21 protein-coding genes are annotated in these 20,206 nt (G+C 64.4%); 15 read left to right on the forward strand and 6 right to left on the reverse strand.

Annotation, left to right across the window (positions count from 1 at the left end; all coding sequences use genetic code 11):
* Positions 1-115: 115 nt before the first annotated feature.
* On the reverse strand, positions 116-658 hold the full coding sequence (locus ACQY5K_RS17045) for a hypothetical protein (RefSeq protein WP_420443097.1): 543 nt from the start codon (positions 656-658) through the stop codon (positions 116-118).
* A 250-nt stretch (positions 659-908) separates the two neighbouring features.
* Positions 909-1,334, reverse strand: coding sequence for a hypothetical protein (locus ACQY5K_RS17050; protein ID WP_428117771.1), 426 nt, complete (start codon positions 1,332-1,334; stop codon positions 909-911).
* Positions 1,335-1,576: 242 nt separating this feature from the next.
* On the opposite strand from ACQY5K_RS17050, the gene ACQY5K_RS17055 reads away from it, so the two are divergent.
* Positions 1,577-4,276, forward strand: a complete 2,700-nt coding sequence (locus tag ACQY5K_RS17055; RefSeq protein ID WP_428117774.1) for a hypothetical protein — start codon at positions 1,577-1,579, stop codon at positions 4,274-4,276.
* Between the two features lie 29 nt (positions 4,277-4,305).
* Positions 4,306-4,941, forward strand: a complete 636-nt coding sequence (locus ACQY5K_RS17060) for a hypothetical protein (protein WP_428117777.1) — start codon at positions 4,306-4,308, stop codon at positions 4,939-4,941.
* Between the two features lie 37 nt (positions 4,942-4,978).
* Here ACQY5K_RS17060 and ACQY5K_RS17065 read toward each other — a convergent pair whose 3' ends face one another.
* Positions 4,979-5,458 carry a hypothetical protein gene (locus tag ACQY5K_RS17065; RefSeq protein ID WP_428117779.1) on the reverse strand — a complete coding sequence of 160 codons (480 nt, stop codon included), beginning with the start codon at positions 5,456-5,458 and terminating at the stop codon, positions 4,979-4,981.
* Here ACQY5K_RS17065 and ACQY5K_RS17070 point away from each other — a divergent pair.
* From ACQY5K_RS17070 to ACQY5K_RS17085, 4 genes are all read left to right on the forward strand, one after another.
* On the forward strand, positions 5,439-5,987 hold the full coding sequence (locus tag ACQY5K_RS17070) for a hypothetical protein (RefSeq protein ID WP_428117782.1): 549 nt from the start codon (positions 5,439-5,441) through the stop codon (positions 5,985-5,987). The genes ACQY5K_RS17065 and ACQY5K_RS17070 overlap by 20 nt on opposite strands.
* 28 nt (positions 5,988-6,015) lie before the next feature.
* Positions 6,016-6,489, forward strand: coding sequence for a hypothetical protein (locus ACQY5K_RS17075; protein ID WP_428117785.1), 474 nt, complete (start codon positions 6,016-6,018; stop codon positions 6,487-6,489).
* Between the two features lie 81 nt (positions 6,490-6,570).
* Complete coding sequence (locus ACQY5K_RS17080) at positions 6,571-6,780, forward strand: hypothetical protein (RefSeq protein WP_428117787.1); 210 nt, start codon at positions 6,571-6,573, stop codon at positions 6,778-6,780.
* 6 nt (positions 6,781-6,786) lie between these two features.
* Positions 6,787-7,059, forward strand: a complete 273-nt coding sequence (locus ACQY5K_RS17085; protein WP_428117790.1) for a hypothetical protein — start codon at positions 6,787-6,789, stop codon at positions 7,057-7,059.
* A 47-nt stretch (positions 7,060-7,106) separates the two neighbouring features.
* Here ACQY5K_RS17085 and ACQY5K_RS17090 read toward each other — a convergent pair whose 3' ends face one another.
* Together ACQY5K_RS17090 and ACQY5K_RS17095 are read right to left on the reverse strand one after the other, a co-directional pair.
* Complete coding sequence (locus ACQY5K_RS17090; RefSeq protein WP_428117792.1) at positions 7,107-8,222, reverse strand: nucleotidyl transferase AbiEii/AbiGii toxin family protein; 1,116 nt, start codon at positions 8,220-8,222, stop codon at positions 7,107-7,109.
* 9 nt (positions 8,223-8,231) lie between these two features.
* A complete protein-coding gene (locus ACQY5K_RS17095; RefSeq protein ID WP_428117795.1) occupies positions 8,232-9,065 on the reverse strand; it encodes a type IV toxin-antitoxin system AbiEi family antitoxin in 834 nt (277 codons plus the stop codon).
* A gap of 150 nt (positions 9,066-9,215) precedes the next feature.
* On the opposite strand from ACQY5K_RS17095, the gene ACQY5K_RS17100 reads away from it, so the two are divergent.
* Positions 9,216-10,094, forward strand: a complete 879-nt coding sequence (locus ACQY5K_RS17100) for an IS5 family transposase (protein ID WP_428117798.1) — start codon at positions 9,216-9,218, stop codon at positions 10,092-10,094.
* A gap of 5 nt (positions 10,095-10,099) precedes the next feature.
* On the opposite strand, the gene ACQY5K_RS17105 is transcribed toward ACQY5K_RS17100, so the two are convergent.
* Positions 10,100-11,323: an ISL3 family transposase gene (locus tag ACQY5K_RS17105; RefSeq protein WP_428117800.1), complete on the reverse strand. Its 1,224-nt coding sequence runs from the start codon at positions 11,321-11,323 to the stop codon at positions 10,100-10,102.
* Between the two features lie 116 nt (positions 11,324-11,439).
* On the opposite strand from ACQY5K_RS17105, the gene ACQY5K_RS17110 reads away from it, so the two are divergent.
* The 8 genes from ACQY5K_RS17110 (at position 11,440) to ACQY5K_RS17145 (ending at position 20,206) form a co-directional block, all read left to right on the forward strand.
* A complete protein-coding gene (locus ACQY5K_RS17110; RefSeq protein WP_428117803.1) occupies positions 11,440-12,207 on the forward strand; it encodes a hypothetical protein in 768 nt (255 codons plus the stop codon).
* A gap of 126 nt (positions 12,208-12,333) precedes the next feature.
* Positions 12,334-13,683 (forward strand): AAA family ATPase, encoded by a 1,350-nt coding sequence (locus ACQY5K_RS17115; RefSeq protein ID WP_428117806.1) that lies wholly within the window; start codon positions 12,334-12,336, stop codon positions 13,681-13,683.
* The gene (locus ACQY5K_RS17120) at positions 13,680-14,309 is read left to right on the forward strand and encodes an RloB family protein (RefSeq protein ID WP_428117809.1); all 630 of its coding nucleotides are present in this window, start codon (positions 13,680-13,682) and stop codon (positions 14,307-14,309) included. Before ACQY5K_RS17115 ends, ACQY5K_RS17120 begins: the two co-directional genes overlap by 4 nt.
* A gap of 140 nt (positions 14,310-14,449) precedes the next feature.
* Entirely contained in the window at positions 14,450-15,346 is an 897-nt protein-coding gene (locus ACQY5K_RS17125; protein ID WP_428117811.1) for a class I SAM-dependent methyltransferase, read from the forward strand.
* 95 nt (positions 15,347-15,441) lie between these two features.
* Positions 15,442-16,644 carry an ROK family transcriptional regulator gene (locus ACQY5K_RS17130; protein ID WP_419920814.1) on the forward strand — a complete coding sequence of 401 codons (1,203 nt, stop codon included), beginning with the start codon at positions 15,442-15,444 and terminating at the stop codon, positions 16,642-16,644.
* On the forward strand, positions 16,641-17,885 hold the full coding sequence (locus ACQY5K_RS17135; protein WP_428117814.1) for a M20 family metallopeptidase: 1,245 nt from the start codon (positions 16,641-16,643) through the stop codon (positions 17,883-17,885). Before ACQY5K_RS17130 ends, ACQY5K_RS17135 begins: the two co-directional genes overlap by 4 nt.
* Positions 17,886-17,907: 22 nt before the next feature.
* Positions 17,908-19,161: a substrate-binding domain-containing protein gene (locus ACQY5K_RS17140; protein ID WP_428117817.1), complete on the forward strand. Its 1,254-nt coding sequence runs from the start codon at positions 17,908-17,910 to the stop codon at positions 19,159-19,161.
* Between the two features lie 40 nt (positions 19,162-19,201).
* A complete protein-coding gene (locus ACQY5K_RS17145) occupies positions 19,202-20,206 on the forward strand; it encodes an ABC transporter permease (RefSeq protein WP_428117819.1) in 1,005 nt (334 codons plus the stop codon).

Here is a 20,206-nt window from a genome sequence, read left to right on the forward strand (position 1 = left end):
AGTACCCGCCTCCACAAAGACGGTATTCCGAAGTCGAATATCAGCCCGCGGCTGACGTCAGCACTCGGGAAGAGCGCTTCTTTCTCATTGGGCGACGCTTTCAGGTCCACGAAATTCACCGTAACACCGTAACCAAAATGGCTGCGACCACGTAGACGACCAAGAGTGTGAGGGCTGCTTGGGCGCCAACCAAGCGTTGCGTCCAACGCACGATGCGCTCGTTGTGATTGAAGTGCCCCAGGAACGCACCTACGAGGTGGCGTTGCAGGCGCGGCAGTGCGTTGACGGTGCCAGGGAAATCCGTCAGCACGTCGAACTCGGCGATTTCTCTCCAGTGTCTCGCAGCGGTGTGAGTCTTGATCCAGAAAACGCCGTTGACGAGCGCGGCCACCACGAAGACAACAGCAATGAATGCCAACCATCCCGACTGCAGGCCCATAGCAGTCTCCGTGTCGGCCCCCTCCGACCGGAATGCGGGAGCGACGGAAACGGCGGTCACGAAGATTGCCGTCATGGCGAGGAACCCAGCGACGATCATCTGGGATTGCCGCTGGGCACTAACAAGGCGGGCATCCTGCTTGTTGCGGATCTCCCGGACCTCAGTGAGGACTTGCCCCCACGCGAGAGCCGCATCGCTGTCAGTTGGGCCGTTTGACACGGCACATCTCGCTGATCTGGTCTGAAATCAGAGCAACGATCACGATCTCAGTTTCCCAGCCCGACCCCATGTGCCTCAACCTAACGGTCTTCACCTGGTCGCTGATCGGCAGGCCCTTGGGGTGCGGCGAACGGGCCGATGCCCATATTCGACGGTATGTCTCTACGTCGGAGGTCTCCGATGGATGCCATTGCCGAAAACCCCGTCGACAACACGACCCGCTGGCGTTTTGTCGTCGCGGCGCTGTTCGTCATAGCTGGCGCGGCCGTAGCAGCGGTCTTGCTGGACAGCGAACCGGCTGCAGCGCACGATCCGACGTGCGGACTCTGGGGATGCCAACACACCGACCATCCCCCGCCGCCACCACCACCTCCGCCACCGCCTTGTCAGCCATGGCCCAACTGCAACCGGAACCCCCCACCTCCACCACCACCACCTCCACCACCACCACCTCCGCCACCGTCTTGTCAGCCATGGCCCAACTGCAACCAAAACCCCCCACCTCCACCACCACCACCTCCACCACCTCCGCCACCGTCTTGTCAGCCATGGCCCAACTGCAACCAAAACCCCCCACCTCCACCACCGTCTTGTCAGCCATGGCCCAACTGCAACCAAAACCCCCCACCTCCACCACCACCACCGCCACCACCTCCGCCACCGTCTTGTCAGCCATGGCCCAACTGCAACCAAAACCCCCCACCGCCACCACCGCCCCCGCCTCCGCAATGCCCTGTCGGGACGACCGGCACCCCGCCGAACTGCGCACCTGTCGAAGACGACGATCTGGACCAAGACGACGACGACGAAGACGTCGATGACCGGCCGACGTACAGCCCTGATGACACGGCGTCGGGCCGTTGCGGAGGCAGCGATGTCGAGGAGACCGGCTCGAACGGCAACACGGTCTGCCGCCCTTTGACCGATGAGGAACTCGAGGACGACGACGGCAACGCCAGGGTGCAGTGCATCCAGCGCGACGGCGAGTTGCACACCACGACATTCCTTGCGGTGGACCCGCCGGGCTGCCCGGGGGGCAGCGTGGGTGCCGACACGAGCATCACGGACCCGTTCTGGCAGGACGTGTGGGACGACAGGTGCGCCGCGGAAGGCGCCAACAACTGGGATCAGGGCCTCAACGACGGAGCTGGTGGATGCTCGGGCTTGATCGATGACAACGGCGACAGCCAGCACCCGTGCTTCGACGGCGAGTCGTGGGTCATCGTCGACACTGACACCGAGGGCTGCGGTGCATCGCAATGCCCTGTGCCGGGCGATCTCGGAAACTTCATTTCCGGCACTAACGGCATGTGGGACGAGGCGACTCAGACATGCGGCGGTGGCGGTGGATCAACTACCCCGGGGAACAGCGACACTCCAGGAGGCACGGTCGACACAGAGTTGTGCCACGACAACGTTTACCGGCCTGCTGGCACCTGCCCGCCGCCGCCCCCGGACTACACGCCGACGCCGACTGAGCCACGTCCGGGCAATCTGCTGGCTTGCCGTGCGAGCTCGACGGTGCGCCTCTCGTGGTCTGCGGTGACGGTCGCCAACCCGCAGACCGGCTTCGATCTGGACGGCTGGGAGATCGAATGGGGAATTCAAGGCTCAGCGTCGACCACCACGGCCTCGCTGGCCAAGACCGCACGTTCCTACAGCCGAGTGCTGTCTACTTCGAACGCTTGGACGATCACCCTGACGCCGATGCTGGACTCTGGCAGCGTCGGGTCGCATTCCTCGTCGATTGACATTCCGTCCGGCGATCCGCCCTCCGGGCAGTGCCCGGCGCCGCCGCCGTTGCCGATCCCGACAGTGATGGCGTGCCGCTCGACGAACGGCATTGAGGTCACATGGACGACCCCGCCCGGCACCGGCGTGGGCACCGGCTGGGTCATCGACGTGAACGAATGGACCGGCTCGGTCGGGCATTACACCTCCTACAGCATCACCAGTTCAAACGCGTTGCCATGGGCAGACCGAGCAGTGACGCTCCCTGTGCCTGCCGGGCAGGCATACCTGCTCACTGTCGTGGCATACGACGCAGGCCCGCCGGCCCGCTGGGGCTCCTATTCCACGTTGTCGGATGACACCGCTGCCGATCAGCCCGAAGCCGGCTGCGGCCCGCCGCCACCGCCTGCCGTGCCTGGGGGGCTGCCCGATCCGGCACCGGCCCTTGCATGCCTCGCGACGCAGTTCACTGGCCGCTTTACGAGCTGGGCTGACTCGGCGCCGGCGAACTGGGAACGCGAAGCCGAGTACGAGGCCGAGTATCTGGACACGTCGAGTGTGTGGCGGTCGATGCCGGTGACGGTGGACACCACCGGTGAGTTGATCTTCGCCGGGCCCGCCGACTCGGGCAACGCTGTCGATGTCCGTGTCCGTGGCCGTGGCCGCCATCGTGAGCAAGTCGGTGGCGTGTGGAGCCCGTGGTCCTCGTGGGGGTCGTGGAGCGGCTGGCACTCGCACAGCACGCCGACATGCCCAGTGGGGGCGCCAAGCCCGCCGACCGTGCCGGCAGCACCAACCCTGACGCTCGCATGCACGGCCACGCAATTCAGCAGCCGGTTCACGAGCTGGGCCGACGGAGCACCGACCGGTTGGGACCGCGAAGCGGAGTACGAGGCCGGATACCGACGCAACGGCACCACCGGACCGTGGACCGCAACGCCTGTGACGACCCACTCGAGCGGCGACCTGATCTTCACCGGGCCATCCGATGCCGGCCACGAGATCGAAGTGCGAGTCCGTGGCCGCGGCCGGCACCGTGAGCAAGTCAGCGGCACATGGAGTGCATGGTCGTCATGGTCCGGCTGGAGCGGTTGGCACACCGACAACACCTCGCCGTGCCCGGTGCCGGCACCAGCAACACCACCGGTGTTGCCTGCCCCGACGCTGACGCTGACCTGCGGGCCGACTCAGTTCACCGGAATGTTCACCGGCTGGGCAGACAGCGCGCTGGCGAATTGGAATCGCCAGCACGAATATGTGGCTGAGTACCGCCGCGCGGGTACGAGCGGTGCTTGGACCTCAGCGACTGTGACGGTCCTGCCCGCTAATCAGGTGCGCATCTCAGGCCCGGCCGATCCCGGCCACGCCATCGACGTGCAGGTGCGCGGCCGTGGCCGTCACCAGCAGCAGATCAACAGCACATGGTCCGCTTGGTCATCTTGGGGAACGTGGAGCGGCTGGCATCCCTTCACCACGAGCTCTTGCCCGCATCCGCCGCCGCCGACTCCGCAAGCACCGACGACGACCATCGTGTGTGATCCGCCCACTGGGACGATCACCGGCTTCGTCGTGCGGGTCGACTCTCAGCCGCCATTGCTGCTGGGCGGTCCCTACGAGTGGCGGTACACGGTCACGTGGCTGGACGGCTATGTCCAACTGTCGACCGCAGTGTCGAAGAGCAGAACGCTCGCTGTGGGTGCCACATCAGCAACGCTCACGCTCACCATTGACGTGTCAGCCCACTCAGATGTGCTGAGCATCAGAGTGGAAGCCCAAGCACGACGGACCACCCCGGGCGCACCGTGGAGCACACCGTCGCCGCAGAGCGCCCCCGGCTACGACAGTTCTTGCGACGGGCGGGTCGACCTGCACGGCACCGCAAGCTGAGAGCCATGCATCTCGGCATTCTTTGAACCATGCCTCAATCCATCGACTCATATGCCAAGGGCGACGGCACGCTCGTCCGCAAGCACACGCGAGATGGGCCGGCTCGAGCCAGCGCTTCTGCTGACGCCACACGCCGCCGGACCGCGCGTGCTGCGGCGATGGCTGCGGACGAGCAGCATGTCGCTGGTTTGCACCAGTCGCCGTCGCTGGGCAGTCGCGACGAGACCGCTGATGTCGCGTTCGCCGCGGTGAGCGGAGCTGCAAAAACGGCGCTGAGCACCCCCGACGCCACCCTTCGCGAAGCCGGCTACGCAGCCGGGGGTGTCCCCGGCGCGCCCGCTCTCACCGTCGACAAGATCGTTGATGCTGTCGGAGAGGCACGCGGCGAGCTCGGCGGCGTCGGGGAGCTGTCGCCCGATGAGGCCAGCGAGGTCCGCAGCGGCGTCGAGGGGTTCATCCCGGCCGACACCGAAGACGCACTGCGGCGGGTCGACAGCGCGTACGACCGGATCGACACCGAGATGTCGCAAGTGACGGGCTCGCCCTACGTCGACGAATTCATCAGCGAGACCGAAGCGGCCGTGGAGGCCGCTGCTGGCAGTGTCCTCACACGAGCAGCATCTCGCCAGTTCGTCGCCGACGCCACAGCCGATTGGCCGCTCTAGGACCGTGGGACGAACCTCGAGATTCTTGGCATGATCGTCATGCTTTGCAAGATTCGTTCAGCGACAACCAGAACGCCGCGAGACCAGATGCGTCCCTCAACACGAGAGTCTCTAGCACCGAGTGATTCATGTAGGCACGACTGCTCTCGTGCCAGAGGGCTCTGACGGGTTCTAGCTGGTCTGATATCTCGCGAGCGATGTCGCGAACAGAGCGGCCCGCCTCATCGAGTTCCCAGAGTTCGTTCTCGGTGATCTCACCTGCTGCCAGCGCGCCCCATCGAACATCCTCATAGGCGGCCGTCAACGCCCAGCCTTGCGACGCAAGTGCGATGCTGTCACTCTCGGATTCGGCAATGTCCAGCTTCGCCAGTTGATATTGCTGCACGCCTGCCAGCACATCTGCAGGGACCGTGCTGCTTAGCACGCGGTCTCTTCCTTCGTGCAATCTCTGCAGTGCCGCAGATGCGACAGGCTCCAATTCGATTATGAGCAGGCGGATGCTCTCGAGTTCCTCCACCAGCTCGTCGAAACTCCGCTGTTCGAGCGGATCGTCCCCTGCATCATCTCCGCTGGGCACGGTTGGCGGCGACACCCTGATTGCCCCCGATTGGACGATCCTCGGCACCCGCATCAAGGTCCCTGAGCTGCTCGTGCTCGAGGGCTACGGCTACTCGGTGCCGGGCCATCCATGCATTCCGAGGCGAAAGAGCCTCCACGAGATGCTCAAGGCCGCCGTCAACGAGTTCAACGACGAGCTCGACGAGCTGGCGCACGGCTTCCTGGACTTCTGCCGTACCCGCGATTCGGCCGTCGAGACCTGGCGCCTGCCTGGCTGTGAAGGCGGCTGCCAAGCCTGCGCGCATCTCCGGGCGCACTGGAAGGAGGATCCCGAGCTGGTCGACGACCTGCCAGTGGCGTTGCCGGACTGTGATCGCAACTGGTGGCTGTTCGTGCCAGAAGGCACAACGACAACGGTGGCCTCGAGCGATCCGAGCAAGCGCAGCGTCAAGATCACGGCGCTGCCGTGGACTGATTTCGCGTATTGAGACGACCCTCCAACAGAAACGCAGTCACATGACCGATCCGCCGAAATTCCACTTCTGGCGTGATGCCACCCCGCGCAGCAGGCATGTCATCTGGGTTCTTCCCGCCGTCCTCGTCATCGGAGGATGGGTGAGAAATCCCGAATTCGGCCCGACGGACGCAGTGGCGTTGACGGTCTTGGGAGCAATCACTGCGTTGGCAGGTTTCTGGATCATGCAGCATCTCAGGCGCGAAGTCTTGACCGGATCCATGAGCGGCGAGTGGATATACGGCCATGGGCCGGACGGTGACGAGACGATCACAGTGACGCATCGTTATGAAGTCACAGCCCATCCATTTCGATGCCCTTGTGACCTGTTCCACAGCGAATCTGAAGCCGAGAGGGCTGGCTATGTGCACAACGGCCAGACAAAGCAACTAGATGGTTTCGGCTGGTCCGGCTATCCGTTTGTGCGAGTGAGAGTGCCTGGGGAGAACCGTCATCTCCCCCAAGGAGAGTTGTGATCAGCAGCGACTGGGCTGAACGGAAGATCAACGTGAAGCTCGAACAGCAAGCAAGCGCACAGCGTGCCGAGGTCGCGCCCAATGGCTGACCAGACGCTTCGTTGGAAGCGGATCGAGCCGGGCCGCTACGAGACCGCTGATCGCCGTTACTTGGTGCGGAAGAACACAAGCTGGCCTGTATGGCACGCGGTGTTCGCCCCGGCAAGCCGAGACCAGGAAGAGATCGGCACGTTCCACTCGATGCAGGCGGCCAAAGATGCCGCCCAGCGACATGCGACTCTTGGGAGATGATGCTCGATGCCTGATCGATCCACCGAAACGGACAATCGAACCGACGAGAACGCCGGCGCGAAGGTGTTTGGTGATCAGCGGGCGGCGCTGCTCGAGGTGGGCGTCGAGCTGAAGCCACACGCTTCGCTTCGGCCTCTAATGACGATTGGTGATGACTCCAGAAAGGTCATCATCGTGCTGCTCACCGAACCAGACGAAGGGCCGGCCATCGCCGAGCTGGCACCGTGGCTCGAGGCATCCTCGAACCTCATCGAGCACATGGAAGGACAGCCGTCGTGAAAGCGATCACGCTGAGACAGGCAGACCAATAGGCAAGGTTGGTCTCGCTAGAGCACGGACCGATGGCCGCCGTTGTGCCCTTTCGGCAAGACGCACCGCTTCCTGGCGCGTGGCATCTTGGCGGCGCAGACGGCACTCTCTTGCGATCCGGCATCCGTGACAGAGCGGCTCAGCATTGATTTGCTGAGCGAGACTTCGTGCGACAGCGAATCGTCGTGCTGCCTGTCGAGCTCGAGCTGATGCAAACGGTGCGCGCGCTGCTCCACGTCCCACTCAAGCTGTCCATTGTCCTGCGCGATCTCCCATAACTCCGGGGTGATCGCTGCATCGCATTGCCGTGCAAGATGTGCCACCAGAGTCAGATCTTGACGGATTGCCGCTGCCCGATCTTGGTCGCTGACGATGGTCGGGGCAACCAGGTCGCCGCTCTCGAACACCGCCTCATCGAGCGCGCTCGTGAACTCCCCCAGGGCTCGCGCTGGCTGTTTCGATCGCCTGTTGGGCTGGGTCTTCGCCCAGTTGATGTGAGACTTGAGCACATAGAGCTCGGCTAGTCGGGGGATGTTCTGCACCTCTTTGCCCACTCGCGCCAAGTCGTACAGGTCACGAACCAACGGGCGGGACTGCCAACGGCTGAGTTTCTCAGCGATGTTCTCATCGAGGTGCATCAATGGGATCCGCTGATCCATGTCGAAGGAGTAGGCCTGCTGCAGAGGCGTCTTGATCGGGAGCAGCTCTTGTTTCGGCAAGATGACGGGCCGTTCCGAGAAGTCCATCTTGGCTTTGAGCACTCCGTCGAGCAGTGGTGTCTCGATGGCTAGCCCATGGTGCTCGCGTCGCTCAGTGACAGCGAACGCGAAGTCGTCCGTGGGCATCTTGGCCGCGACATCGGCGATCAACTCAACGGCATCGTCAGAGCTGTCCGAGGCGACGTTGAAGTCCAAGTCGTACGAGAATCGTCCGAGATGCCCGATCCGGAACTTGCGCAACGCAGTACCGCCCTTGAAGTGCATCCCGCAGAGATCGAACACCTCTTCTTTGCGCAAGTGGTGGAGCAGATAGTCGAAGGCGACATCCAGCACAGCTGCGGATCGGATGTTGCTCGACGACTTGGCTTTGGGGTACGCCCGCTCGATGGCTCTCCGAAGATCAGCGGCAGCCATCTGAGATCCCTACAGACGTGCAGTCCACCAAGTGGGCAGCACGTAGTCCATGACTTCGAACTCGGGCACCCAGCGTGGCGGCAGGCCAAACCGCTCGTCCATAGCCCGGCGTTGGCCGAACTGATACGGGCCATGTCCTGTGGCGGGTGCTTGCGCTGCGATCTCTGCAGCCAGCTCGGGCGAATCGCTCTCGTTCACAAGGTGCGCTGTCTTCATCCACACCGAACGTTTCCGCCCGTACAACTCGGTGACGAGCATCTCTGTGTCGACAGAAGATGCCAACTCCCAAAGCCAATCAGAGATCCCGTCCCAGGAGAACTGCGCTGGTCGAGCTGCCATGAACACGAGGAGAGTCTCGGGCTGCCAAGCAGGCAAGCCATGCACCTCATCTAGCGAGAGATTCGGGTCCCATCGGCACACTCGGTACTCGTCGAGCGAACGCGGAAGGCGCATCTCACTCGGAGCACCGATCGTCGGGGCTGTGGGTCGACGGAGCCATCCGTGCACTTGTGCAGCCGACTTCCCCGCGATGCACACGCCGCTCTCCTGGTGCGTCAGGAGCCATGCACGCAACTCGCGGAACTCCCCCATGTGCAGAGGCGAGAGAGTCGGAGTGAACGACCACACACCGCGAGTCCGCAGCGGCGACAACCAGCCCTTGCGCCGCAGCGTCCGCGCGACGTCTTCCGCCGGCCGTCCTTGCGCGCGAGCGCTCAACTGGTCAAGCCCGACGATCTCGGAATGGCGGGTGTGCAGGTCGTTCACCACAGAAATCAAGTCGACTGGGGGCGCGAAAGCACCCGGGAAGTCGATCAAGTCCGGGTGGAGCTCAACTGCCGCCATGCAGTGAGCCTACCATTGTTGATCTATACACGGAGCAGTCACACGAACAGATGGGTGAAGATAACCGCAGTTAGAGGCCGCGCGGATTGGCCATCCACGGGTTGGCTGGTTCCCCGGTGTATTGGTCGGGTTGTCCGAACAAGACAACCCGTGGAGGCCGGTTTCATCATGCGCGCTTTGGAGCCTGAGGTGGTGGATGTGATCTGGGCGGCGGTGGAGCCGATGCTGCCGGTGCGGCCGGTTCGTGACCTTGGCAGGGGGCATCGGCCCCGGATATCGGACCGGCTGTGCTTTTGGGGGATCCTGGTGCGGCTGGCCACGGGCTGCTCGTGGCAGTGCGCGGAGGCGCTGCTGGGATGGCAGGTGTCGGACACGACGCTGCGGTCGCGCCGCGACGAGTGGGTCGCTGCGGGCGTGTTCGAGCGGATCGCGGCCGAAGCGATCGCCGCCTATGACCGGATCGTGGGTCTCGACCTCGATGACGTGTGCATCGACGGGTCCACCCACAAAGCTCCCTGCGGTGGGGAAGGGACCGGCAAAAGCCCCGTGGACAGGCGAAAACTCGGCTGGAAGTGGTCGATCGCGATCGACGGGGCGGGGATCGCGGTCGGGTGGGCCGCCGCGGGCGCGAACCGCAACGACATCATGCTGTTCGACCCGACCGTGGCCGAGATCGAACGGCGGGGGCTGCATCACGACACCGAGACCTTGCACCTCGACCGCGGCTACTGGGGCGCCCGCGTCGACCGGTCAGCCGCCGCGGCGGGCATCTGCGATCTGGTGCGGCCCCCCAAACGCAGACCCGGCCACGACGGCCCCGCAGAACCGGTCACAGCGCCGCTGGGGCTGCGCTGGCGCGTCGAGCGAACCAACTCATGGCTGTCCAACTACGGCCAACTGCGACGAAACACCGACCGCAAACCCGAGCACCGCCTCGCCCAACTCGCCCTCGCCGTCGCCTTGATCATCACCATCAAACTCATCGACCACCGCAACCGCTGGCAACCCCACAACCGCCCAATCCGCTAACGCTCTTAGGGTGGAGTGAGGGTGTTGAGGAGTGTCCAGTCGGGTTTGCCGGCGTAGAGGAGTGCTCGGATTCGGTAGTGCCCGAAGTTGGTGAGACCGGACGCGTTGCGTTTGATGAGCTTGGCGAGATTGTTCGCTGCCTCGGTGGGTCCGTTGGTGACGCGTGAGAGGTGCCAGTTGGCGATCTGGGTGCGCCAGCGTCCAAGGGTGCGGCCGAGCCTGTTCATCTCCGGGGACCAGGCGGGATCGCGCAGATCGAGGGCGAGCGCGTCGAGGGCTCGTCGGGCGAGGCGGTGGCTGGGGATCTGGTAGGTCTGGCGCAGGGTCTCTTTGGCGTGCCAGGCGTCTCGCAGCTCACCGCGGGGATCGCCGGCTGCGAGCAGGCCGCGCAGCTTCGCGTCGCTGTCTGTGCTGAGGCGTTCGTGGGCCATGGTGAGCAGCTTGCGGACCCGGTACAGCGGGCCGTTTTTGGTGCCCCGACCGCCGAGGGTGTCGTTCTGGACGCGGCGGCGCACCTCGTCGACCATCTGGTTGCCCAAGCGCACGACGTGGAACGGGTCCGCGACCTGGCGTGCGTGCGCCAGCGCGGTGTCGAACGCCTTGCGGTACGGACCTGACAGGTCCATCACCGCCCAGCGGACCGCCCGGCGCCACTGCGGCGTGCTTGCCCCCAGCCATTTGATCGCCGGATTGGCTGTGCGGCCTGCGACGATGTCGAGCAGGATCCCGCGGCGGGCGTCCACGATCGTGGTGCCCCACCGTTTGCGCCGGTACTTGCCGTGGCGCCACATCAAGATCTCGTCGAGCCCCAGCGCGGTGACGCCGTCGATGCGGCCGCGGTCAGCGGCGAGCAGCGCTGTTCCCCAGCGCCGCACCCGACGCGTCGCCCGGCGCGCCGCCCGCGACGTCAAACGCGCCCGCGGCGGCGCTATCTCTGGCGACTGCTCAGTAAACGTCCCCACCGCGCAGTCCCCATTCGGGCACCGCCAGCGGCGCTTTGCCAACACCAGCCGCACCGGCCGCCCGAACGCCCCCAGGTCCACCAGCTCCACACGCCTGACGCCGCTCGACCACACCTGCCCGCCGCAGGACCCGCACACCGGTCGCGGCGAACGAAGCCGCACCAGGACCCTCAACGGCCGGCCCGGCTCGTCGCCCACCGACACCACTTCCACATCGGCGCCGAGTCCGACCAGCAGCTCATTGACACGCGTAGGGTCGCTCTCCACGGGGATCCTCCAGGACTCGGCGGCATAGACACCTCCGATTCTGGGGGATCCCCCGCGTTCACACCGGGACCCTCACACCACCAACTCCACCCTCAAACGCGAAGAGCCAGTTTTTCGTGGACAGCGCGATCGGCCGCTATGAAAGGACCGGGCTCGAAGCCACGTTGGGCTATTACAACGACCTCGGCAGCGTCGACGGCCAGTGGTACGTGTTCATCATTGATTCCGACGGCGAATTGATCGGCCACTATGACCAAGAACGGCGCGGGCTGAACCTGAACGACTGGGTCGGAACCGACATCAACGGCTTCAAGTTCGGCCCCGAGATGCTGTCCGCAGACAAGACCGGCAAATGGGTTCCCTACGTCTACAACAACCCTGCGCGTGGAACTCTCAGCGACGACAGCTCGTTCGAGCTCAAGAACGCCTGGGTGGTCCGTCACGACGGGCTGCTGTTCGGCTCGGGTTGGTACATCGACGCCGAGCAGTTCCTGCCAGCTCTCATCGCCGACGCTGTCGAGCACTTCCGCGCGGGCGGCCTCGAAGCGATCCTCGCCTTCTACAACGATCCCCAAGGCATCTCGGCGGGTCTGATACCGACGGTGGAGTACTACAACAGCACCAACACGCTCGACGGCTACTTCTCGGGGTTCATCGCTGCCCCGGACGGCGAGATCGTGAGCCACTTCGATCCCGCGGTCATCGGAACCGACATCGAGGACCTGCTCGGACCCGCAGTGCGCAACGCCACCCCCGACGGAACCTGGATCACCGCAGATGACAACGACCCCGCAGCACACGGCCCGCACACCATGCGCATCTGGGTCGCCGACATCGACGGAACCCTCATCGGCGGCGGCTGGTACACCAACCCCGCCCGCTGAAACCCACGCCCACAAGCTCCGCTGCCCATACCAAGCAAGCGGCTAAAAGCGTTCCGGCGGGGATCTCATACTTCTTGGTCTGGATTTTGGGAAGCAAAAACGCGAGATGCCTGTAATAATACGGCTGTGAGCATCGAGACAAGCAATACTGGCCCTTCCGCCCTGCTGAACTTCCGAGCCGAGAATGTCCGGTCGTTTCGAGACGAATTCGAACTCTCGTTGGTGTCGACGCCAATGGCCGAAGCTCCGTACGTACGCGATATTCCGTGGCGCGAAGCAGGCGCACCGGAGCGTGTCCTGCCCGCAGCCGGTGTCTTCGGCGCCAATGCCTCTGGCAAGAGCAATGTGCTCGAAGCAATGGACGACATGCGCCAATATGTCTTGCGTTCGTTTCGCTCAGGTGAGCCTGGTGGCCGCATTCCTCGGTGGCCATTCCGACTCGACGAGCAATCGGTCGATCGGCCCTCGGGATACGAGGTCGACTTTGTGCTCTCTGGTGTGCGTCACGAGTACGGATTTACACTCGAGGACGAACGGGTAGTCGAGGAGTGGGCATACCGCCGTCCCAAGGGTCGGGCGGCGATGATGTTCCACCGGAAGGGCGACACTGTCGATTTTGGAGCTATAGACAAGGCCCGCAGCCGCGCAGCACGTGACCTGTTGCGCTCGAATGCGCTCTACCTCTCGACTGCGGCCGCCGCTGGGCATCCACAGCTCACGCCGCTACGCCAATGGTTCGCGGGCAACATGCGCTATGCCCAGGCTGCGACGCGTCCGTTGCGGCAAGTGCTGACGGCGAAGATGCTTGACGATGATCGCCATCGCGGTGCCGTCTTGAGCCTGCTTTGGGCAGCGGATCTAGGCATCGCCGATGCGAAGAAACACTTGCCTGATCCCGCAATGAGAGACGGCCTACAGCGCGCCGCACGCGTACTCATCGGAGCAGAGGAAGAGCCAGCGGACGAGGAGAGCATCGAGCTTGACGAATTGGCGATTGTCCATCTGACGCATAGTGGGTCTGATGGGGAAGTCGAGTTCGAAGCTGGCGAGGAATCGCTTGGGACACTCGTGTGGTTCGGCTTGGTCGGGCCTGTACTGCAATCGCTGGAGGCGGGTTCGGTGCTGCTGGCAGATGAGTTGGACGCAAGTTTGCATCCTGACTTGGTTCAGCGACTTGTCCGCCTGTTCCAAGATCCGCAGACCAACCCCAATCTTGCGCAACTCGTATTCAACAGTCACGACCCGGCGCTCATGGGCGATGGCACGGCCGAACGCCTGCTTGGTCGTGATCAGATTTGGTTCAGTGAGAAGTTGAACGACGGCAGCACACGTCTGTACCCCTTGGCCGAACTCGGACCTCGCAAGAATGAAGCAGTCGCGAAGCGCTACGAAGAAGGTCGCTATGGCGCCCGGCCAATCATTATGGACGGTGGATTCGTCGACGCTGCCGAGCAAGTTGCGGTGACGACGTCTTGAAGCGGCGACAGTCGATAGGAGATCGGCGAAGCGGACAGTCGGGCTCAGCCCGAGCGAGACTCAGGGAGATTCTCGTCTTCACGGAGGGCCGAGCAACCGAACCGGACTACGTCAACTATTGGTTTCGGAAGCACCGAGATCAGGTCGACATTGTCATTGACGATTTCCATGGCACGCCACTCCGCCTCGTTGAGGAAGCCATCAAGGAGCGCAAGATTGACCTGAGCGAAGAGAAGCGCGGTCGCGGTTCCGCCCGCGACGAATACTGGTGCGTATTCGATCGCGACGAACATCAAGACTTCGAGGAAGCAATCGCTAGGGCGAAAACCAGCGAAATAGGCGTTGCATTCTCGAATCCTTGTATCGAGTTGTGGTTCATGCTCCATTTCAAGGATCGAACCGCGTCGATCCACCGGCACGATGCACAAGATGAATCCAAGCGCTTGCTGACGTGTGGCAAGCACTTGACGTATCAGGCTCTTGCGGCGCTTGATGCTTCGTTCGGCGATGCGAAATCGAGAGCGGTGCAACTGGATCGCAAGCACCTCGGGGACGGGTCACCGCCGAGATCAAACCCGAGCACCAACTTGTGGGAGTTCGTCGAACGGATCACCGACGGCAACTGACAGCGGCGATGGCGGCCGACGCCCAGGCGTTTTCGGTGCCGGACACCACGCTGTTCGCGTCGGCTCTCTTGGGCGCCGGACCGGCCTGAAACCGGAGGCGTTGGCTGCTAGAAGATGTCTGCTTCAGAGAGGGTTGACCGATGAGCCAGAGTCACGATCCGAACGCCGAACAGCGCGAGTTCTGGCGTGCCGCAGCTGTGTGGGTCGATCAGCAGGAACGTCTCGACGCACAGCTGGCCCACATCGGCGTGGCGGCGATGGACGCTGTGGACGGGTTGCCTTCGGCGGCGCGAGTGCTCGATGTCGGTTGCGGGTGCGGCCAGACGTCACTGCAGTGGAGCGAACGAGTCAGCGGTTCGGTGCTGGGCGTCGACATCAGCGAGCCCCTCGTCGAGGTGGCTCGCCGGCGTGCCGCCGAGCACTCCGCGGCGTATCCCGAGGCGGCTCCGATCAGCTTCGCCGTCGCCGACGCCCAGACGGCCGATATCGCTGGGCTGGCAACGGAGTCCGCTGCCGACAACGGCAGCTTCGCCGGCTTCGATGTGGTCTTTTCCCGTCTGGGTGTGATGTTCTTCGCCGACTCGGTGGCAGCGTTCGTGAACCTGCGGTCGGCGACACGGCCCGGCGGCCAGCTCTCGTTCGTCTGCTGGCAGAGGGCGCGGAACAACCCATGGCTGGTCTCGGTCAACAAGGCAGTGCTCGGCATTGTGGAGATGCCGTCGAGTGACGGCCCGGCCGTCGATCCGTTTGCCTTTGCCGACCCTGACCATGTGCAGGGCATTCTCGGCGCCGCCGGCTGGTCCGACATCGCCATCGAGCCGCACGACACCGAGTTGGTCTTCAGCGGAGGAGGCACCCTCGAAGAGACCGTCGACTTCGCGATGGACCTAGGAATTGCCCGTCGCGCCCTGGCCGGACATCCGCCCGAGGTTCACGCCCAGGTCCGCGACGCCGTCACTGCTGTGTTGGCACCACGGGAAACCCCCGCTGGAGTCGTCTTTCCGGCGGCCACCTGGATCGCTACCGCCCGCAACTGACGCCCGGCAGAGCTGTCTCGTACGCGAACGAGGCAGCACACGAGGTCGACGTGTGTCTTGACATCCATAATTTGTAAGGTAAGATTACTAACAATATGGCCGAACGAACGCCGTCGGGGGGTCTGCGACTGCTGAGCGGGCAGCGGATCGCCGACGCGATGTTCGACGCGCACCCGCGGCAGATGTCTCGCGCTGGCATCGCCCGAGCCACCGGATTGTCCAAGCCGACGGTGTCGGCCCTCATGGCAGACATGGCGGCGGCGGGATTGGTCCGTGTCGCCGCGGAGGGTCTTCGAACCGGGTCGATCGGGAGGCCGGCGGCAATCTATGAACTCGTTCCGACTGCACGACACGTGCTCGCTGCCGACATTGGCGCCACCAAGATGCTGGTCGGCGTCGGAGATCTGTTCGGCAACCTCGTCGCCGAGCGAGAAATAGAGACGGCGCCGGATGCCCCCACGGCGTTCGAGCGCCTAGGGCGCGCTGTCTCGACGATGCTCGACGCTGTTGGCGAGCCCTGCAGCGCCGTTTGTGTCGGTGTTCCGGGCATCTACCGAAGCGACGGCGACTGCGTCGAGCAGGCATTGAATCTGCCGGGATTCGATGGGTTCGCGCCACGCGCATGGCTCGCCGGGCAACTCGGACTTCCCGCCGATCGAGTCCATGTCGACAACGACGTGAACCTCGCAGCGCTCGGCGAGCTCTCGCATCTGGAGGACGGCCAGCCCGGCGGCGATTTCGCCGCGATCTCGATCGGCACCGGCATCGGTGCGGCGATGGTCGTCGACGGCGGACTGTATCGGGGCGGTACCGGGTCGGCAGGCGAATTGGGCTCTCTTCTGCTGCAGCACCCAGAAGCCGGAGAATCACCCGTCACGCTCGAAGACATGGCCTCAGCGCCGTCGATTCGCAAGCTCTTCGGCCGAGCGATCGAAGACGGCTACCGCAGTGGACTCGCTCCCAGCTCGGACGTTCCAGAAATCTTGGCAGCCGCGCAGGCGGGCGATGCCGCCGCAAGCCACGTCCTGCGCCGAGTTGCGGAGTCGATGGCGCTCGCAGTTTCGCACCTCTGTCTGATTGCGGATCCGACTCGAGTCGTGTTCGGGGGCGGCGTCGGTGTCAATGCAGTCTTCGTGGATGCGGTGCGAGAACGACTCGAACGCCTCGTCTCAGTTCCTCCCGAGTTGGCTGCGTCGAGGCTGGGACGCCGGGCGACACTCGCAGGGGCCGTCTCGATGAGCCTGCGGATCGTGCACCAGACCCTGGTGTCAGAAGCCTTGGGAGACCAGCGCACATGAGTGGTTCCGCCGCGCTCGTAGCCGACGCGGTGGACCCTGACGCGGTCGTCGAGCTTGTGCGCCAAGCCGTCCGCATCCCGAGTGTCACCCCCAATGAATCCGAGGTCGCTCGCTGGGCGCTGGGCCGTCTCAACGAATCAAGAGCATTCCACGCCGCAGAGCTGGTCGAATGCGCACCCGGCCGACCGAACGTGTACGCAAGCGCCGGAGGAACCAGCGGTCGGTCGCTCCTGCTGGCCGGCCATCTCGACACGGTTGCCGTTGACGACTGGGTGCAGCACTGGGACGGCACCGAGCGAGCAGATCCGTTCGAGCCGTGCGTCATCGACAACGAAATCTGGGGACGAGGCGCCGCGGACCAGAAGTCGGGCATTTGCGCGATCATCGAAGCGCTTCGGGCATTCGGCAGGGTCGGGATGCAGCCGGCCGGGGCGGTTTCCACCTGGTTCGTCTGCGACGAAGAGTCCGGACAGCCGGGCTCGGGTGTGTCGCTCGGAATGCGCACTGCGGCAAGCAGCAGTTCAAAGGGCGCAGCCGATTTCGCCATCTATACCGAGCCGACAACATCGGCCATCTACACCGCGCAGATGGGATTTCTCATCGCCGACATCGTCTGTACCGGCAGGTCCGCGTACTTCGGACGACCCGAACTCGGCGTCGATGCACTCAAGGCCGGCCATAGCTTGCTCAGCCGCTTGTGGGAGCTCTCCGACGAGCTGCGTGCAACGGTGCCGGCCCATGAGCTGCTCGGGGAAGCCTTCCTGCTGGTCACGTCGGCGTCCTCGGGCGGCAACATCGCCGTGCCGGGTCGCTTCGACTTGTCGCTGATTCGCAAGATCAACCCTGGCGAGAGCCTCGACGCGGCCGCTGAACAGATTCGCAGCGTTGTGGCCGAGGTCGCGGCTGAGCATTCCGTGGAGTGCAGCGTGGACTTCAGCGCGCCCCGGGATCACGCCGTCGGCGGCACGCCCGATGAGGTCCCGGCCGACCATCCGGGAGTGGCCGCTCTGGCGGGTTCGATCGCCGCGGTGACCGGCGAGCAGGCCCGCATCGAGGGCGCGCCCTACTGGTCGGAAAAGCCATTCCTGCGGGACTTGGGCATCCCCGGCGTCTACTTCGCTCCCGGAGACATCTCCCACTGCCACACACCGTTCGAGCGAGTCGCCATCGATGAGCTGGTGACCGCAACCCGCACCCTCGCGCACTTCATTGCCGAATGGTGCGGTGTCGAGGACTCATAAGCCGGACCCGAAGGAGGGACCCATGAGAATCAAGACAGCAAGAAGAAAGACCAAGTCCCCTGTGCGCAAGCCAAGCCGACTACCGCTGCTGTTGTTGACGGTGCTCGCACTGTTCGCTGCTGCTTGCACCGGCACCGACGACGATGCGGACGGCGACGCCGCCCCGCTGACCACTGCTCCCGCCGTCGAAGTAGACGCCGCCGACGGCATGGCCGACGATGACATGGCTGATGACGACATGGCCGACGACGACATGGCCGACGACGGAGCCATGGCTCCGGTGACTCAGGGCCCCGGTGGCGAAGAAGCGGTTCCGTCCAGCGAGATCTCGCTCAGCGATGACGAGATCGCCCAGGTCCAGGCAGGTGGCTACACGGCTGCTCTGCTGTGGCACACCGCAGGCGCGTTCACCGACGCAGTGAGTCAAGGTGCCCGCGATGCCTTCGCGGAACTCGGAATCGAAGTGATCGCCGAGACCAACGCCTCCTTCGACGCAGCTCAGCAGGCGAACGACGTCGAGACGGTCATGGCGCAGAATCCCGACATCATCATCAGCTTGGCGATCGGACCCGACGCGGGCGCGGAAGCCTTCCGTCCTGCGGTGGATGCCGGTGTGCAGCTGGTGTTTCTGTCGAACGTTCCGCAGGGATACGTCCACGGCGTGGACTATGTCGGCATCGTGACCGATGACCTCGCGGCCATGGGCATCACCGCAGCCAACCTGCTTGGCGAGGCGCTCGGAGGCGAAGGCGAAGTGGGGTTCATCTTCCACGACGCTGCCTACTACGTCACCAACCAACGGGATCAGGCATTCAAGTCGTGGATCGAGATCAACTATCCGGGCATCGAGATCGTTGCCGAGCAGGGACTTGCTGATCCGGCCGCAGCTGAGGAGATCGCTGCAGCGCTGCTCACGCGCCACCCCGATCTCGACGGCATCTATGCGCCATGGTCCGCTGGCCCTGCCGACGGCGTGCTGGCGGCACTTCGAGCTGCGGGAGCATCTGATGTTGCTGTGGTGACGATGGATCTCGACACCAACGTGTCGCTCGATCTCGTCGAGGGGGGCAACATCGTCGGCATCGCTGCCGATGAGGCGTACAACCTCGGCCGCACCATGGCGCTCGAGGGCGCCTACGGCCTGTTGGGCAAGGCGGCTCCGGCATTCGTCGTGGTGCCCGCCATCGGCGTGACAGCTGACAACATCGTGGACGCCTATCGTCAGTCCTTGGCCGCGGAACCCCCGAAAGAGGTTCTGGACGCCCTCGGCAACTGACGCAGACTCGTCCTTTCGGGGGCGAGCTGAGGAACCCATCGTGACGCAGGACTTCGGCGCCCCGGACCGGTCAACTCCTCCCTGGGGTCTGGGGCGGCTTCGATCCGGTCGCTGGGACTCGGGATCGCGCTGGTATGTCGTCTACGGGGCGGCAGCGCTCATCTTCGCAGTCTTCGCGGTGACGTTGTACGACGATGGGTTCCTCAGCGCGTCCAACCTGCTCAATATCGGTCGGCAGGCAGCACCGATTGCGGTCATGGCAGTGGGGATGACGTTCGCGCTCGCGGCCGCTGAAATAGATCTGTCCGTCGGCTCGGTTGCGGCGCTGTCGTCTCTGGTGGCTGCTGAAGCGGTGGGCGGGTACGGATTCTTCGTCGGAGCGGTGGCTGCTGTTGCCGTCGGCGCGGCAATCGGGCTGGTCAACGGCCTGATCGCCGTGAAGGTGCGGATTCCGTCGTTTCTGGTCACGTTGGGGATGCTCGGGATCGTCAGCGGTGTTGCACGCAACATGAACAACTTGCAGTCGCTGCCGATACGCAACGACACGTTCTCGGCGGTCTTCGGTGCGGGCTCGGCGGGTCCGGTGTCCTCGCTGCTCATCTGGACGGCGGTCGTCGGCCTCGTCGGGCATCTGGCGCTGCATCAGCTCCGCTGGGGACGCCATGTCCTGTCTGTCGGAGCCGACCGCGCTGCGGCATCGGCGGTGGGCATCCGCGTGGACCGCATTCGCATCGCGGCCTTGGTGACGAGCGCCTCAGCGGCTGCATTCGCCGGCGTGCTGCTGGCGGGCCGCCTGGCGATCGGACGCCACGACCTCGGCGAGAACTTGCTGCTCACCGTGATCGCCGCCGTCGTCATCGGGGGGACCAATCTGTTCGGCGGACGCGCATCTGTTGCAGGGGCGATCATGGGCTCGGTCGTCATGGCCATGCTCAACAACGGCCTGATCCTGATGGGTCTGCGAGTCGCGGATCAGCTGATCGCCCGCGGCGTGATCATCATCCTGGCCGTCGCGCTGAGCATGCGCGAGCAGCGAGAGAGCTGA

It is taken from the genome of Candidatus Poriferisodalis sp. (genome assembly GCF_965262965.1).
In the GTDB taxonomy this organism is placed as follows: Bacteria; Actinomycetota; Acidimicrobiia; order Acidimicrobiales; family Poriferisodalaceae; genus Poriferisodalis.